This window comes from Nocardioides alkalitolerans DSM 16699 (assembly GCF_000426525.1).
GTDB classification, from domain to species: domain Bacteria; phylum Actinomycetota; class Actinomycetes; order Propionibacteriales; family Nocardioidaceae; genus Nocardioides; species Nocardioides alkalitolerans.
In genome coordinates this window covers 46261-61468 of the sequence record NZ_AUFN01000010.1, presented here as the reverse complement: position 1 = coordinate 61468, position 15208 = coordinate 46261, and the positions used below count along the sequence as shown (strand labels likewise).

The following is a 15208-nucleotide window of genomic DNA, read 5'->3' as shown; positions in this document are numbered from 1 at the left end:
CCGCTCGATCGTTGGCCCCTGTATGCGAGCAGTCGTCTACACCGAGACCGGTCCGTCCTCCGTCCTGCACCTCGTGGACCGCCCCGTGCCCGAGCCGGGCCCCGGCGAGGTGCGCGTGCGCCTCGTGCGGGCGGGCGTCAACCCCACCGACTGGAAGTTCCGCGCGGTCATGGGCTCCGACTTCGACGAGGTCGCGCCCGGCCAGGACGGGGCCGGCGTCGTCGACGCCCTCGGCGAGGGCGTCACCGACCTCGCGGTCGGCGACCGGGTCTGGCTCGTCCTTGCGCAGTACCAGCGCCCCTACGGCACCGCGGTCGACCAGACGGTGCAGCCGGCGGCGTTCGTGACGAAGCTGCCCGAGGGCGTGTCGTACGACGTCGGCGCCGACCTCGGCGTGCCCGCCGTGACCGCCCACCGCGCGCTCACCAGCGGCGACGTCGACCGGCTGGCGCCGGGCACGATGGCGGGGACGACGGTGCTGGTCGCCGGCGGCGCCGGTGCCGTGGGCAACGCGGCCGTCCAGCTGGCCGTGTGGGCCGGGGCGACGGTCGTCACCACCGTGAGCAGCGATGAGAAGGCCGCGCTGGCCCGCGCCGCCGGTGCGCACCACGTCGTCGACTACACGACCCAGGACGTCGTCGCCGCCGTGCGGGAGGTCGCCCCCGACGGCGTCGACCTCGTCGTCGAGGTGTCCCCGGCGCAGAACATCGGCATCGACGTCGAGGTCGTGCGCAACCACGGCACGATCGCCTACTACGCCAACAACGGTGGCGACTCCTTCTCGATGCCGGTGCGGGAGACCTTCAGCAAGAACCTGCGGTTCCAGGGCCTCATCGTCTACACGCTCGACCGCGAGCTGCTCGCCCATGCGCTGGAGGACGTGACCGCGGCCGTCGCCGCCGGTGCCTTCCACGTCGGTGAGGAGGCGGGCCTGCCGCTGCACCGCTACCCGCTGGAGCGCCTCGCCGAGGCCCACGACGCCGTCGAGGGCGGCGTGGTCGGCAAGGTCCTGATCGACATCTCCGACGACTGAGCCGACGACTGAGCCGACGAGTGAGCCGACCAGTGAGCGCGCCGTGAGGCCCGACCTGGTTGGCTGAGCGCATGACGGACGCCGACGCCCCCGCTCCCTCCCCGGCCGCCGACGAGGTCGAGGTGGACGTGGTCGTGCTGGGTGTCGGCCCGGGCGGCGAGACCGTCGCCGGGCTGGCGGGCAAGGCCGGTCTGGACGTGGTGGCCGTGGAGGAGAACCTCGTCGGCGGGGAGTGTCCCTTCTACGGCTGCGTGCCGTCGAAGCTGATGATCTCGGGGGCCCGGCACGCCGCCGAGGGTGCGCCGGACTGGGCCCACGTGGTGCGCCGCATCCGCGAGGACGCCACCCACGACTGGAGCGACGGCCCGTTCGTCGAGCGCCTGGAGAAGCACGGCGGACGGGTCGTGCGCGGGCGTGGTCGCCTCGTCGGTCCCCGGCGCGTGCGGGTGGGGGAGACGACGTACGTCGCGCGCCGCGGCGTGGTGCTCAACGTCGGCACGCGACCGGCCGTCCCCCCGGTCGACGGCCTCGCGGGCACGCCGTACTGGACGAACCGCGACGTCGTCGCGATCACCGACCTGCCGGCCTCGGTCGTCGTGGTCGGCGGCGGGCCGATCGGCGCCGAGCTCTCCCAGGTGTTCGCGCGCTTCGGCGTGACGACGACCCTGGTCGACGTGGCCGAGCGCCTGCTGCCGAAGGACGAGCCGGAGGCGGCGACGGTGCTGGGCGACGCCCTGGCGGCCGACGGGGTCCGGCTGGTGCTGGGACAGGCGCTCGAGCGCGTGTCCTACACCGACGGGCACTTCTCGGTCACCGTGGGCGCCGAGACGCTCACCAGCGAGAAGCTGCTCGTGGCGGCCGGTCGCACGCTGCAGCTCGACGACCTCGGCCTCGAGACCGTCGGCGTGCCGACCGACGGTCCGCTCGAGGTCGACGACCACCTGCGGGTGACGGCCGCCGCCGACGGCGGGCTGTGGGCCGTCGGCGACATCACCGGCAAGGGCGCCTTCACCCACGTCTCGAACTACCAGGCCCGCGTCGCCGTGCGCGACCTCCTCGGCGAGGACGGCCCGTGGGCCGACTACCGCGCCGTGACCCGCGTGACCTACACGGAGCCGGAGGTGGCGGCCGTCGGTCTCACCGAGCAGCAGGCCCGCGACGCCGGCCTGGACGTGGCCGTCGCGACCGGTGACCTGGGCGCCCGCGGGTGGCTCGACGAGGCCGCCGGCGTGATGAAGCTGGTGGCCGACACCGAGGCCGGGGTGCTCGTCGGCGCGACGGTCGCGGGCCCGACGGCGGGCGAGGTCCTCGGTCTCCTGGCGGTCGCCGTGCACGCCCGGACGCCGATCGAGGTGCTGCGCACGATGCACTTCGCCTACCCGACGTACCACCGCGCGATCGAGACCGTGCTCTGGCGGCTCCCGCACTGAGCGCCGAGCCGGCAGCTCTGCGGTGCAGGCCCGTTGCAGACGTGCCGGGTCGGCGATCCGTCGTGGTGGACGGGGGTGGTGTCGACCACGTACGGCGAGTGGTCCCGGCCGCCGCCGGACCAGGTGCCGAAGCCGTCGTCGCGGATCACCAGCGCCGTCGGGACGACCAGGAACCCGGCGACGACGGCGAGGAGGATCGGCCAGCCGTCCTCGATCGTGCCGCCGCGCAGGAACATCACGGCCGACGTGGCGGCGCACGCCAGCGTGAGCGCCACCAGCACGATCGTGGTGCGCAGGTGGTAGGGCCGCCACGCCAGGAGACGGGCGAGCCGGCCGGGGGCGGGGGAGCGTCCACGCATCCCGTCACCGTACCGCCGGCGAACGGCGGGCGACGTGACCAGCGCCCCTGCCCGGGCGGGGCCTCACGGGCTGGACCGGTGCGTCGGGACTGCTAGAGTCTCGCCTCGATCGACATCCTTTAACGAGCCGTCCTGTGAGGCGGAGAAGGAGGTCTGGCGCAGCGCATGCCTGCCACGACTGAGCCCACCGGACAACCCTCCGGACAGCCCGCCGCACCGACGGGGACGCCCCCGGAGCTGCCGGGCCGCACCGTCCTCGACGCCCGTGACATCGCCCGGGCCCTCACCCGCATCTCCCACGAGATCCTCGAGCGCAACAAGGGCCACGAGGGTCTCGTCCTCCTCGGCATCCCGACGCGCGGCGTCGGCCTCGCCAAGCGGATCGCCGCCCGGATCGCCGACGTGGAGGGCGTGGCCGTCCCGGTCGGAGCCCTCGACATCACCCTCTACCGCGACGACCTGCGCAAGCACCCCGCCCGCGGGCCGCAGCCGACCGACGTACCGGTCGGGGGCATCGACGGGAAGACGGTCGTGCTCGTCGACGACGTCCTCTACTCCGGCCGCACGGTCCGCGCCGCCCTCGACGCGCTCGCCGACCTCGGCCGCCCCGACGCGGTGCGTCTCGCGGTGCTGGTCGACCGGGGCCACCGGGAGCTGCCGATCCGCGCCGACCACGTCGGCAAGAACCTGCCGAGCGCCCGCAGCGAGCGCGTCATGGTGCGCCTGAGCGAGACCGACGGCCACGACGTCGTCCAGATCGCCGACGCACCGGGAGGGGAGCCCGCATGAAGAAGCACCTGCTGAGCGTCGACGACCTCACGACCGACGACGTCCACACCCTCTTCACCACCGCGGCGGAGATGCACGACGTGCAGCGCCGCCAGGTCAAGAAGCTGCCCGCCCTGCGCGGCCGCACGGTGATCAACATGTTCTTCGAGGACTCGACGCGCACGCGCTCGAGCTTCGAGATCGCGGGCAAGTGGCTCTCGGCCGACACCATCAACATCACCGGCAAGGGCTCGTCGGCGTCGAAGGGCGAGAGCCTGCGCGACACGGTCCTGACGGTGGCCTCGATGGGCGTCGACGCCCTCGTCGTCCGGCACGGGGCCAGCGGCGCCTGCCAGCAGGTGGCGCAGTGGATCGACGCCGTGGTGATCAACGCCGGCGACGGCACCCACGAGCACCCCACGCAGGCGCTGCTCGACGCCTACACGCTGACGCGCCGCCTCGGCACGCTCGAGGGCAAGCACGTCGTCATCGTCGGCGACCTCACCCACAGCCGGGTCTTCCGCAGCAACGTGGCGTGCCTGACGATGCTGGGCGCCGAGGTCACCGTGGTGGCCCCGCCGACGCTGATGCCGAGCGGCGTCGACGCCTGGTCGGCCTCCGCGGGCTTCGCCACGACGTACGACCTCGACGAGGTCATCGACAAGGCCGACGCGGTGATGATGCTCCGCGTCCAGCGCGAGCGGATGAGCGGCGGGTTCTTCCCGACGGGCCGGGAGTACACGGTGGGCTACGGCCTGACCCGCGACCGCCTGGCCCGGCTCGGCCCCGACGTGCCGATCTGCCACCCGGGACCGATGAACCGCGGCCTAGAGATCGCGGCCGACGCGGCCGACGCCGTGCAGTCGGCGATCCTCGAGCAGGTCTCCGCCGGGGTCGCGATCCGGATGTCCGTGCTCTACCACCTGCTGGCCGGCGAAGGAGCGGTGTGATGACCGAGAAGACCGACCCCATCCTCATCAAGGGCGCCTCGCTCCTCGGCGAGCGCACCGCCGACGTCCTCGTCGTCGACGGCGTCGTGGCCGAGATCGGTACGCCGGACGCCGCGGGCGCGCGCGTGGTCGACGCCGACGGGCTCGTGCTGCTGCCGGGCCTCGTCGACCTGCACACCCACCTGCGCGAGCCCGGTCGGGAGGACGCGGAGACGATCCTCACCGGCTCCCGCGCCGCCGCGGTCGGCGGCTACACCGCCGTGCTCGCGATGGCGAACACCAACCCCGTCACCGACACGGCGGAGGCCGCCGAGCGCGTCCTCGACCTCGGGCGGCAGGCGGGCCTCGTCGACGTGCAGCCGGTCGGCGCCGTCACGAAGGGCCTCGCGGGCGAGGAGCTCGCCGAGATCGGCCTCATGGCCCGCTCGCGCGCCGCCGTACGGGTGTTCTCCGACGACGGGAGGTGCGTGCACAACGCCCGCGTCATGCGGCGCGCGCTGGAGTACGTGAAGGCCTTCGGCGGCGTCGTCAGCCAGCACGCCCAGGACCCCGACCTCGCCGGACCCGCCTCCTGCTGCCACGAGGGCGAGCTCTCGGGCCGGCTCGGGCTGCCCGGCTGGCCCGGGGTGGCCGAGGAGGTCATCGTCGCCCGCGACGTGATGCTCGCGCGCCACACCGGCTCGCGGGTGCACGTCGCCCACGCCTCCACGGCCGGCACCGTCGAGGTGCTCCGCTGGGCCAAGGCCCAGGGCATCGCGGTCACGGCCGAGGTCACGCCCCACCACCTCCTGCTCACCACCGACCTGCTCGCGGGCTACGACCCGACGTTCAAGGTGAACCCCCCGCTGCGCCCGGCGGAGGACGTGGAGGCGCTGCGCGGGGCCCTGGCCGACGGCACGATCGACGCCGTCGCCACCGACCACGCGCCGCACGCGCGCCACGACAAGGAGCACGCGTTCGTCGACGCGGCGTTCGGGATGCTCGGCCTCGAGACGGCGCTCGGCGTCGTCGCGACCGTCATGGTCGAGTCGGGCCGCATGGGCTGGGGCGACCTGGCCCGCGTGATGTCGACCCGCCCGGCCCAGATCGCCGGCCTCGCGGACCACGGGCGGCCCCTGGCCGTCGGCGAGCCCGCCCACCTCACCCTCGTCGACCCCGCCGCCGCGGTGGTCGTCGACCGCGACAGCTCGGTGTCGCTCTCCCGCAACAACCCCTGGCACGGCCGCTCCCTGAGCGCCGCCGTGCACGCGACACTGCTCCGCGGTGTCCCGACCGTGCTGGAAGGAAAGCTCGCATGACCGCTCCCGCCCTGCTCGTCCTGGAGGACGGGCGCACGTTCCACGGCGACGCCTACGGCGCCACGGGCGAGACCTTCGGCGAGGCGGTGTTCTCCACCGGCATGACCGGCTACCAGGAGACGCTGACCGACCCGTCGTACCACCGCCAGGTCGTCGTGATGACCGCGCCGCACGTCGGCAACACCGGCGTCAACGACGACGACCCCGAGTCGGGCCGCATCTGGGTGGCCGGCTACGTCGTGCGCGACCCCGCCCGGGTGCCGTCCAACTGGCAGTCGGTGCGCAGCCTCGACGACGAGCTGCGCGCGCAGGGCGTCGTCGGCATCTCGGGCGTCGACACCCGGGCGCTCACCCGCCACCTGCGCGAGCGCGGCGCCATGCGCGTCGGCATCTCCACCACCGAGACCGACCCGGCCCGCCTGCTGGAGCGCGTGCGCGCGTCCGGCGAGATGGCCGGCACCGAGCTCTCCGACGAGGTCTCGACGCGCGAGGCGTACGTCGTGCCCGCCGTCGGCGAGAAGCGCTTCACCGTCGCGGCCGTCGACCTCGGCATCAAGGCGAACACCCCGCGGATGATGGCCGAGCGCGGCATCGAGGTGCACGTGCTGCCCGCCACCTCGACCATCGAGGACGTGCTCGCGGTCGGCGACGACGGTCCCGACGGGCTCTTCTACTCCAACGGCCCCGGCGACCCGGCGGCGACGACCGACCAGGTCGCGCTGCTGCAGGAGGCGCTGGGGCGCGACGTGCCCTACTTCGGCATCTGCTTCGGCAACCAGCTCTTCGGCCGGGCGCTCGGGTTCGGCACGTTCAAGCTGAAGTACGGCCACCGCGGCATCAACCAGCCGGTGATGGACCGCACCACCGGCAAGGTCGAGGTCACCGCCCACAACCACGGCTTCGCGGTGGACGCGCCGCTCGACGCGCCGACCACCACGCCGTACGGCGTCGCGAGCGTCAGCCACGTCTGCCTCAACGACGACGTGGTCGAGGGACTCGAGCTGCGCGCCCCCGGCGCGGAGGGGGAGCGCGGCGGAGAGCTGCTCAGCTTCTCGGTGCAGTACCACCCCGAGGCCGCCGCCGGCCCCCACGACGCGGCGTACCTCTTCGACCGCTTCTGCGACCTCATGGCCGCCCGCTCCACGAGCACCCCGACGACCGCGACGCCCGCGAAGGAGGCCTGAGACATGCCCAAGCGCACCGACATCTCCAGCATCATGGTGATCGGCTCCGGCCCGATCGTCATCGGCCAGGCCTGCGAGTTCGACTACTCCGGCACCCAGGCGTGCCGCGTGCTCAAGGAGGAGGGCCTGCGGGTCGTCCTCGTGAACTCCAACCCGGCCACGATCATGACCGACCCGGAGTTCGCCGACGCGACGTACGTCGAGCCGATCACGCCCGAGTTCGTCGAGAAGGTCATCGCCAAGGAGCGCCCCGACGCGCTGCTCGCCACCCTCGGTGGGCAGACCGCGCTCAACGCGGCGATGGCCCTGGCCGAGAACGGCGTGCTCGAGAAGTACGGCGTCGAGCTCATCGGCGCCTCGATCGAGGCGATCAACCGGGGCGAGAACCGCCAGCAGTTCAAGAAGATCGTCGAGGACCTCGGCGGCGAGTGCGCCCGCTCCGTCATCTGCCACACGATGGAGGAGTGCGTCGCGGCCGCCGAGACGCTCGGCTACCCGATGGTCGTGCGCCCCAGCTTCACGATGGGCGGCACGGGCTCGGGCATGGCGTACGACGCCGACGACCTCCAGCGCATCGCCGGCTCCGGCCTCGCGGCCAGCCCGACCACCGAGGTGCTCCTCGAGGAGTCGATCATCGGCTGGAAGGAGTACGAGCTCGAGGTCATGCGCGACACCGCCGACAACGTGGTGATCATCTGCTCGATCGAGAACATCGACCCGATGGGCGTCCACACGGGCGACTCGATCACCTGCGCCCCGGCGATGACGCTGACCGACCGCGAGTACCAGGCGATGCGCGACATGGCGATCGGCATCATCCGCGCCGTCGGCGTCGACACCGGTGGGTGCAACATCCAGTACGCCGTCAACCCCGCCGACGGGCGCCTCGTCGTCATCGAGATGAACCCGCGCGTCTCGCGCTCCTCGGCGCTCGCGTCGAAGGCCACGGGCTTCCCGATCGCCAAGATCGCCGCGAAGGTCGCCATCGGCTACACGCTCGACGAGATCCCGAACGACATCACGGCCGAGACCCCGGCGAGCTTCGAGCCCTCGCTCGACTACGTCGTCGTGAAGGTGCCGCGCTTCGCGTTCGAGAAGTTCCCGGGCGCCGACCCGGTGCTGACGACCCACATGAAGTCGGTCGGCGAGGCCATGGCCATCGGCCGCAACTTCACCGAGGCGCTGCAGAAGGCGCTGCGCTCGCTGGAGAGCCCGGCGGCCGTCTTCGACTGGTCGCACGCCTGGGTCGACCTCGACAAGGACGCGCTGCTGACCGAGATCGCGACGCCCCACGACGGTCGCCTCAAGAAGGTGATGGACGCGCTCCGGGCCGGGGCCACGCCGCAGGAGGTGTTCGACGCCACCGGCATCGACCCGTGGTTCGTCGACCAGCTCGTGCTGATCAACGAGGTGGCGGGCGAGATCGCCGCGGCCCCCGAGCTCACCGCCGGCCTGCTGCGCCGCGCCAAGCGCCACGGCTTCTCCGACGTGCAGATCGGCCGCATCCGCAACCTGCTGCCCGCCGTGGTCCGCGGCGTCCGCCACGCGCTCGGGGTCCGGCCCGTCTACAAGACGGTCGACACCTGCGCCGCCGAGTTCGCGGCCACGACGCCCTACCACTACTCGACGTACGACGAGGAGACCGAGGTCGCGCCCCGCGAGCGGCCCGCAGTGGTCATCCTCGGCTCGGGCCCGAACCGGATCGGCCAGGGCATCGAGTTCGACTACTCGTGCGTGCACGCCTCGCTGGCGCTCAGCGCGAGCAAGGACGGCGGCAGCCTGCCGGGCGGCGGCTACGACACGATCATGGTCAACTGCAACCCGGAGACGGTCTCGACCGACTACGACACCTCCGACCGGCTCTACTTCGAGCCGCTGACGCTGGAGGACGTGCTCGAGGTCGTGCACGCCGAGCAGGCCGCCGGCCCCGTCGTCGGCGTCATCTGCCAGCTCGGCGGCCAGACGCCGCTGGGGCTCGCGAAGGGCCTGGAGGAGGCCGGCATCCCCATCGTCGGCACCCAGCCCGCCGCCATCGACCTCGCGGAAGAGCGGGGCGCGTTCGGTCGTGTGCTCGCCGCCGCGGGCCTGACGGCGCCCAAGCACGGCACCGCCACGTCGTACGCCGAGGCCGAGGGCATCGCCGCGGAGATCGGCTACCCGGTGCTCGTGCGCCCCTCCTACGTGCTCGGCGGCCGCGGCATGGAGATCGTGTACGACGACGCCTCGCTGGAGGCCTACCTCGAGAAGCACGTCGCCGCCGGCCTGATCAGCCACGAGGCACCGGTGCTCGTCGACCGGTTCCTCGACGACGCGGTCGAGATCGACGTCGACGCGCTGTTCGACGGCGAGGAGCTCTACCTCGGCGGCGTCATGGAGCACATCGAGGAGGCCGGCATCCACTCCGGCGACTCGTCCTGCGCGCTGCCGCCGATCACGCTGGGCGCCCGCGAGGTGGGCCGCATCCGGGTCGCCACCGAGGCCATCGCCCGGGGGGTCGGGGTGCGCGGGCTCATCAACATCCAGTTCGCCCTGGGCTCCGACATCCTCTACGTGCTCGAGGCCAACCCGCGCGCGTCCCGCACGGTGCCGTTCGTCTCCAAGGCCACGGCGACGCCGCTGGCCAAGGCGGCGGCGCGCGTGATGCTGGGCGAGTCGGTCGCCGACCTGCGGGTGGCGGGCCTGCTGCCGGCCACCGGCGACGGCGGCACTCTGCCCGACGGGTGCCCCATCGCGGTGAAGGAGGCGGTCATGCCCTTCAACCGCTTCAAGACCCCCGACGGTCGGTTCGTCGACACGGTGCTCGGCCCGGAGATGAAGTCGACGGGCGAGGTCATGGGCTTCGACGCCGACTTCGGCACGGCCTTCGCGAAGTCGCAGGCCGCGGCGTTCGGCTCGCTGCCCACCTCGGGCCGCGTGTTCGTCTCGATGGCCAACCGCGACAAGCGCTCGATGATCTTCCCGGTGAAGGTGCTGGCCGACCTCGGCTTCGAGATCGTCGCCACCCAGGGCACGGCCGAGGTGCTGCGCCGCAACGGAGTCGCCGCGACCGTCGTGCGCAAGCACCACGAGGGCCGCGGCCCCGGCGGGGAGCCGACCACGGTGCAGCTCATCGAGGAGGGCGAGATCCAGCTGATCGTCAACACGCCGTACGGCGCGGCCGGCGCCCCCGGTGCGGGCGGCGAGCGGGGCGCGGTCCTCAGCGACGGCGGCGGCACGGGCGGCCAGGTGCGGCTCGACGGCTACGAGATCCGCACGGCGGCGATCATGGCGAACGTCCCGTGCATCACGACGGTGCAGGGGCTCGGCGCGGCCGTCCAGGGCATCGAGGCGATGCGCCGCGGCGACATCGGCGTGCGGAGCCTGCAGGAGTGGGCGCAGACCCTCACCGCGCCGCTCACCACCGACGCCCCCGTCAGCCCGGCCGCCGTCGGCACGCCGGCGGTCTGAGGTCACGCGGATGAGGCCCTACCAGCTCCTCTTCGACCACGTCCTCACCCGGACCGACCCGGAGCGGGCGCACCACGCGTCCTTCCGAGCGATCCGGGCCGCGGGGCCCGCGCTGCGTCGTGCGCCGGTCGCCCCCCGACCGGAGGCACCCGTCGAGGTGATGGGGCTGCGGTTCCCGCACCGGTTCGGCCTCGCGGCCGGGTTCGACAAGAACGCGGTGGGCATCGACGCGCTCGGCGCGCTCGGGTTCGGGCACGTGGAGATCGGGACGGTCACGGGGCTGGCGCAGCCCGGCAACCCGCAGCCGCGGCTGTTCCGGCTGCCGGCCGACCGGGCGGTCGTGAACCGGATGGGCTTCAACAACGACGGCGCCGTCGCGGTGGCGCAGCGGCTCGCCGTCCGCGCCGCCCGGCTCGAGCGGCAGGGCGACGCGGGGCGCGGGCTCCCGCGTCCGGTGCTCGGCGTCAACATCGGCAAGTCGAAGGTCGTGCCGGAGGACGACGAGGCGGCCGTCCTGGGCGACTACACGTCCAGCACGGGCCTGCTGGCCCCGTACGCCGACTACCTGGTCGTCAACGTCTCCTCGCCCAACACGCCGGGCCTGCGCACGCTGCAGGCCGTGGAGCGCCTCGAGCCGCTGCTGCGCGCCGTACGACGCCGGGCCGACGAGGTGACCGGCGGCGACGCCACGCGGTCGCGCCCGGTGCCCCTGCTCGTGAAGATCGCGCCCGACCTCGCCGACGAGGACGTGCTCGCCGTGGCCGACCTGGCGATGGGCCTGGGCCTCGACGGCGTCATCGCCACCAACACCACGATCCGTCGCGACGGCCTCACCGCCCCGGCGGCGCAGGTGGAGGCGATCGGGGCCGGGGGCGTGTCGGGCCGCCCCGTCGCCGAGCGGTCCCGCGAGGTGCTGCGCCTGCTGCGCGACCGGCTGGACGGTCCGGCGCTCGTCTCCGTCGGCGGGGTCGACACGCCCGCCGAGGCGGTGGCCCGCGTCGAGGCCGGCGCCGACCTCGTCCAGGCCTACACGGCGTTCATCTACGAGGGCCCGCTGTGGCCGCGCCGCGTCGCCGGCGCGCTCGCGGCGCACGACGCCCGCTGACGACCCGCACCCACCTCACCGAGGAGCACCCATGACCGAGACGACCTCGCCGGCGCCCTTCGGTGTCCGCCTCGCCGCCGCGATGGCCGACCGGGGCCCGCTGTGCGCCGGCATCGACCCCCACGGCGCGCTCCTGGCCGACTGGGGGCTCGACATGAACCCGGCGGGGCTCGAGCGCTTCGCCCGTACGGCGGCCGAGGCCCTCGGGCCGGTCTGCTCGGTCGTGAAGCCGCAGTCGGCGTTCTTCGAGCGCTTCGGCAGCGCCGGCGTGGCCGTGCTCGAGCGCACGATCGCCGACCTCCGGGCGGCCGGGGCGCTGGTGCTGCTCGACGTGAAGCGGGGCGACATCGGCTCGACGTCGCAGGCGTACGCCGACGCCTACCTCGACCCGTCGTCGCCCCTGGCGGTCGACGCGATCACGGCCAGCCCGTTCCTCGGCTTCGGATCGCTGACGCCCATGGTGGAGACCGCCCGTCGGCACGGGGGCGGGCTCTTCGTGCTCGCGCTGACCTCCAACAAGGAGGCCCCCACGGTGCAGGCCGCCCGCCGGAACGGCCGCTCCGTCGCCGCGGGCGTGCTCGACGAGCTGCGCGCCCTCAACGAGGGCGTGCGCCCGCTGGGGTCGTTCGGGGCCGTCGTGGGCGCCACGATCGAGGGCGCCGACGAGGAGGCGGGGGAGTCGCTGGCCGTCAACGGGCCCCTCCTGGCCCCCGGTGTGGGTGCGCAGGGCGGCACGCCGGCCGACGTGCGCCGGATCTTCGGTGCGGAGGCGGCCCGGGTGCTGCCGAGCTCGTCGCGGGAGGTGCTGGCGGCCGGTCCGGACGTCGGGGCCCTGCGCGCGGCGGCGCTCCGCATCAACGAGACGTTCGTCGAGACGCTGCGCGACTGAACGCGCCGCCGGGCTCGGCGTGGGGGGCTCGAGGCGGCTCGGGCGGAAGTGACGGGCCCCGTGTCGTGACCTCGGGGCCGCCACGTACGTTGCCACTGTCGTCGGGCATGGCTAGATTGGCCCGTCGTCGTCCGTCACCACCGTTCAACGCAAGGACTGCCCGTGGCCCTGCCCCCGCTCACCCCCGAACAGCGCCAGGCCGCGCTCGCGAAAGCGGCTGCCTCCCGGCGGGAGCGGGCCGAGGTCAAGAGCCGGTTGAAGAACGCCGGCGCGACGATCTCCGAGGTGCTGGGGGAGCGCGAGGCCAACGAGGTCATCGCGAAGATGCGGGTCTTCGACCTGCTGCAGTCGATGCCGGGCGTGGGCAAGGTCCGGGCGAAGCAGATCATGGAGCGCCTCGCGATCGCCGACAGCCGGCGTGTCCGCGGGCTGGGTGCCAAGCAGGTCGCCGCCCTCGAGGCCGAGTTCGCGCCACGTGGCTGACGGCCGCTCGCGGCTCGTCGTGCTCGCCGGCCCCACCGCCGTGGGCAAGGGCACCGTCGCCGCCGAGGTGCGGGAGCGCCACCCCGACGTCTGGATCTCCGTCTCCGCGACGACCCGCCCGCCCCGCCCGGGCGAGGAGCACGGCGTCCACTACTGGTTCGTCTCCGACGCCGAGTTCGACCGGATGATCGAGGCCGACGACCTGCTGGAGTGGGCCGTGGTGCACAAGGCGGCCCGGTACGGCACGCCCCGTGGCCCCGTCGACCAGGCGCTGGCCGCCGGACGCCCCGCGATGCTGGAGATCGACCTGCAGGGCGCGCGCCAGGTCCGACGCACGATGCCCGACGCGCTGTTCGTCTTCCTCAAGCCCCCGAGCTGGGAGGAGCTGGTGCGCCGGCTCGTCGGCCGGGGCACCGAGACGGAGGCCGAGCGCACCCGTCGCCTGGAGACGGCGAAGGACGAGCTGGCGGCCGAGCGGGAGTTCGACGTGACGATCGTGAACCACGAAGTACCGGTTGCAGCCGCGGAGTTGGTAGCCTTGATGACAGTGCCCACTCGGGCCAGCTGAGCTGCCCCCTCCTGCGAGGGCCGTGCCCGGCCCGGCCCCGGGCTCCGAGACCGATCTCCGACCATCTGTGAGGCCCCTGCGTGTCTGCACCCCTTCCCGCCGCCGAGGGCGTGACCAACCCCTCGATCGACGACCTGCTCACCAAGACGGACAGCAAGTACAAGCTGGTCCTCTACAGCGCCAAGCGCGCCCGGCAGATCAACGCCTACTACTCCCAGCTCGGCGAGGGCCTGCTGGAGTACGTCGGCCCGCTCGTCGACACCCACGTGCAGGAGAAGCCCCTCTCGATCGCGCTCCGCGAGATCAACGAGGACCTGCTGACCTGCGAGGACATCGACCCGGCCGAGCTGGCTGCCGAGGAGGAGGCCGCTCGTTCGGCCGCCGTCGACGCCACGTTCAGCGCCGAGTGACCTCGCCCTCCTGAGCGACCAGCAGCAACCGATGCCGTCGTCCCCTCCGTCCGCACCCCGCGTGGTGCTCGGTGTGGGCGGCGGCATCGCGGCGTACAAGGCCTGCGAGCTGCTGCGCCGGTTCACCGAGTCCGGCCACGACGTGACGCCGGTGCCGACCGAGGCCGCGCTGGAGTTCGTCGGCGCACCCACCTGGGCCGCCCTCTCCGGCAAGCCCGTCGCCACCGACGTGTGGACCCGCGTGCACGAGGTGCCCCACGTGCGCATCGGCCAGACCGCCGACCTCGTCGTCGTCGCGCCGGCGACCGCCAACCTGCTGGCCAAGGCCGCCCACGGCCTCGCCGACGACCTCCTCACCAACACCCTGCTCACCGCCCGCTGCCCTGTCGTGATGGTCCCGGCGATGCACACGGAGATGTGGGAGCACCCCGCCACCGTCGCCAACGTCGCCACCCTGCGGGCCCGCGGCGTGATCGTCGTCGAGCCGGCCGAGGGTCGCCTGACGGGCAAGGACACCGGCAAGGGCCGCCTGCCCGACCCGTCCGAGATCTTCGAGGTCGCGGTCGAGGTGCTGGGTCGCGCGGCCGTCGGCGCCGCACCGACCGACCTGGCCGGACGTCACGTGCTCGTGTCCGCGGGCGGCACGCGGGAGTACCTGGACCCCGTGCGGTTCCTCGGCAACCGCTCGTCGGGGCGTCAGGGCTACGCCCTGGCCCGCGCCGCCGTGGCCCGCGGGGCCGAGGTCACCCTGGTGGCGGCGAACGTGGAGCTGCCCGACCCGGCCGGCGTCACGGTCGTGAGGGTCGAGACCACCGCCGAGCTGCACCGGGCGGTCGTGTCCGCCGCCGCCGCGGCCGACGCCGTCGTGATGGCCGCCGCGCCCGCCGACTTCCGGCCCGTCGCGTTCAGCGACGACAAGATCAAGAAGAACCCCGACGGCTCGGCCGCTCCGATCGAGCTGGCGCAGAACGCCGACATCCTCGCCGAGATCAGCCACGAGCGGGCGCGACCCGGCTCGGTGGTGGTCGGCTTCGCCGCGGAGACCGGCGACGCCACGGGCTCCGTCCTCGAGCTCGGCCGCGCCAAGCTGGCCCGCAAGGGATGCGACCTGCTCGTCGTCAACGACGTGAGCGGGGGAGCGGTCTTCGGCAGCACCGAGAACGAGGCGGTCATCCTGGGCGCCGACGGCTCGGCCGTCGAGGTGCCCCGAGCCGCCAAGGGCGTGCTCGCGCACGCGATCTGGGACCAGGTCGCCCAGCGGTTCTGACGCGCCGCGGCCTCCGC

Annotated in this window: 14 protein-coding genes; 13 read left to right on the top strand and 1 reads right to left on the bottom strand. The window is 73.6% G+C overall.

Translation table 11 applies throughout. The features are described 5' to 3' along the window. Nucleotides 1-22 precede the first annotated feature (22 nt). Both K329_RS0101010 and K329_RS0101005 read left to right on the top strand, forming a co-directional pair. The gene (locus K329_RS0101010) at nucleotides 23-1033 is read left to right on the top strand and encodes an NADPH:quinone reductase (RefSeq protein ID WP_028471602.1); all 1011 of its coding nucleotides are present in this window, start codon (nucleotides 23-25) and stop codon (nucleotides 1031-1033) included. Nucleotides 1034-1104: 71 nt separating this feature from the next. Further along, entirely contained in the window at nucleotides 1105-2463 is a 1359-nt protein-coding gene (locus tag K329_RS0101005) for a dihydrolipoyl dehydrogenase family protein (RefSeq protein WP_052336218.1), read from the top strand. On the opposite strand, the gene K329_RS0101000 is transcribed toward K329_RS0101005, so the two are convergent. Then, complete coding sequence (locus tag K329_RS0101000; RefSeq protein WP_028471600.1) at nucleotides 2409-2822, bottom strand: hypothetical protein; 414 nt, start codon at nucleotides 2820-2822, stop codon at nucleotides 2409-2411. The two genes, K329_RS0101005 and K329_RS0101000, sit on opposite strands and share 55 nt — an antisense overlap. Before the next feature lie 165 nt (nucleotides 2823-2987). On the opposite strand from K329_RS0101000, the gene pyrR reads away from it, so the two are divergent. The 11 genes from pyrR (at nucleotide 2988) to coaBC (ending at nucleotide 15191) form a co-directional block, all read left to right on the top strand. Next, entirely contained in the window at nucleotides 2988-3611 is a 624-nt protein-coding gene (gene pyrR / locus K329_RS0100995; RefSeq protein ID WP_084540898.1) for a bifunctional pyr operon transcriptional regulator/uracil phosphoribosyltransferase PyrR, read from the top strand. Next, nucleotides 3608-4540, top strand: a complete 933-nt coding sequence (locus K329_RS0100990) for an aspartate carbamoyltransferase catalytic subunit (protein WP_028471598.1) — start codon at nucleotides 3608-3610, stop codon at nucleotides 4538-4540. Before pyrR ends, K329_RS0100990 begins: the two co-directional genes overlap by 4 nt. Next, on the top strand, nucleotides 4540-5838 hold the full coding sequence (locus K329_RS0100985; protein ID WP_043641826.1) for a dihydroorotase: 1299 nt from the start codon (nucleotides 4540-4542) through the stop codon (nucleotides 5836-5838). Before K329_RS0100990 ends, K329_RS0100985 begins: the two co-directional genes overlap by 1 nt. Continuing rightward, nucleotides 5835-7022 carry a glutamine-hydrolyzing carbamoyl-phosphate synthase small subunit gene (gene carA / locus K329_RS23725; RefSeq protein WP_052336217.1) on the top strand — a complete coding sequence of 396 codons (1188 nt, stop codon included), beginning with the start codon at nucleotides 5835-5837 and terminating at the stop codon, nucleotides 7020-7022. The genes K329_RS0100985 and carA overlap by 4 nt, the downstream gene beginning before the upstream one ends. 3 nt (nucleotides 7023-7025) lie before the next feature. Then, the gene (carB, locus tag K329_RS0100975) at nucleotides 7026-10469 is read left to right on the top strand and encodes a carbamoyl-phosphate synthase large subunit (RefSeq protein ID WP_028471596.1); all 3444 of its coding nucleotides are present in this window, start codon (nucleotides 7026-7028) and stop codon (nucleotides 10467-10469) included. A 10-nt stretch (nucleotides 10470-10479) separates the two neighbouring features. Continuing rightward, a complete protein-coding gene (locus tag K329_RS0100970; protein ID WP_028471595.1) occupies nucleotides 10480-11574 on the top strand; it encodes a quinone-dependent dihydroorotate dehydrogenase in 1095 nt (364 codons plus the stop codon). Between the two features lie 31 nt (nucleotides 11575-11605). Further along, complete coding sequence (gene pyrF, locus K329_RS0100965) at nucleotides 11606-12463, top strand: orotidine-5'-phosphate decarboxylase (RefSeq protein WP_028471594.1); 858 nt, start codon at nucleotides 11606-11608, stop codon at nucleotides 12461-12463. 162 nt (nucleotides 12464-12625) lie between these two features. Continuing rightward, on the top strand, nucleotides 12626-12946 hold the full coding sequence (gene mihF, locus K329_RS30590; RefSeq protein ID WP_028471593.1) for an integration host factor, actinobacterial type: 321 nt from the start codon (nucleotides 12626-12628) through the stop codon (nucleotides 12944-12946). Next, nucleotides 12939-13514: a guanylate kinase gene (gmk, locus tag K329_RS30585; protein ID WP_028471592.1), complete on the top strand. Its 576-nt coding sequence runs from the start codon at nucleotides 12939-12941 to the stop codon at nucleotides 13512-13514. The genes mihF and gmk overlap by 8 nt, the downstream gene beginning before the upstream one ends. Before the next feature lie 80 nt (nucleotides 13515-13594). Next, nucleotides 13595-13924 carry a DNA-directed RNA polymerase subunit omega gene (gene rpoZ, locus K329_RS0100950; RefSeq protein ID WP_028471591.1) on the top strand — a complete coding sequence of 110 codons (330 nt, stop codon included), beginning with the start codon at nucleotides 13595-13597 and terminating at the stop codon, nucleotides 13922-13924. Nucleotides 13925-13955: 31 nt separating this feature from the next. Further along, on the top strand, nucleotides 13956-15191 hold the full coding sequence (gene coaBC / locus K329_RS0100945) for a bifunctional phosphopantothenoylcysteine decarboxylase/phosphopantothenate--cysteine ligase CoaBC (protein WP_043641824.1): 1236 nt from the start codon (nucleotides 13956-13958) through the stop codon (nucleotides 15189-15191). The last annotated feature ends 17 nt before the right edge of the window (nucleotides 15192-15208 follow it).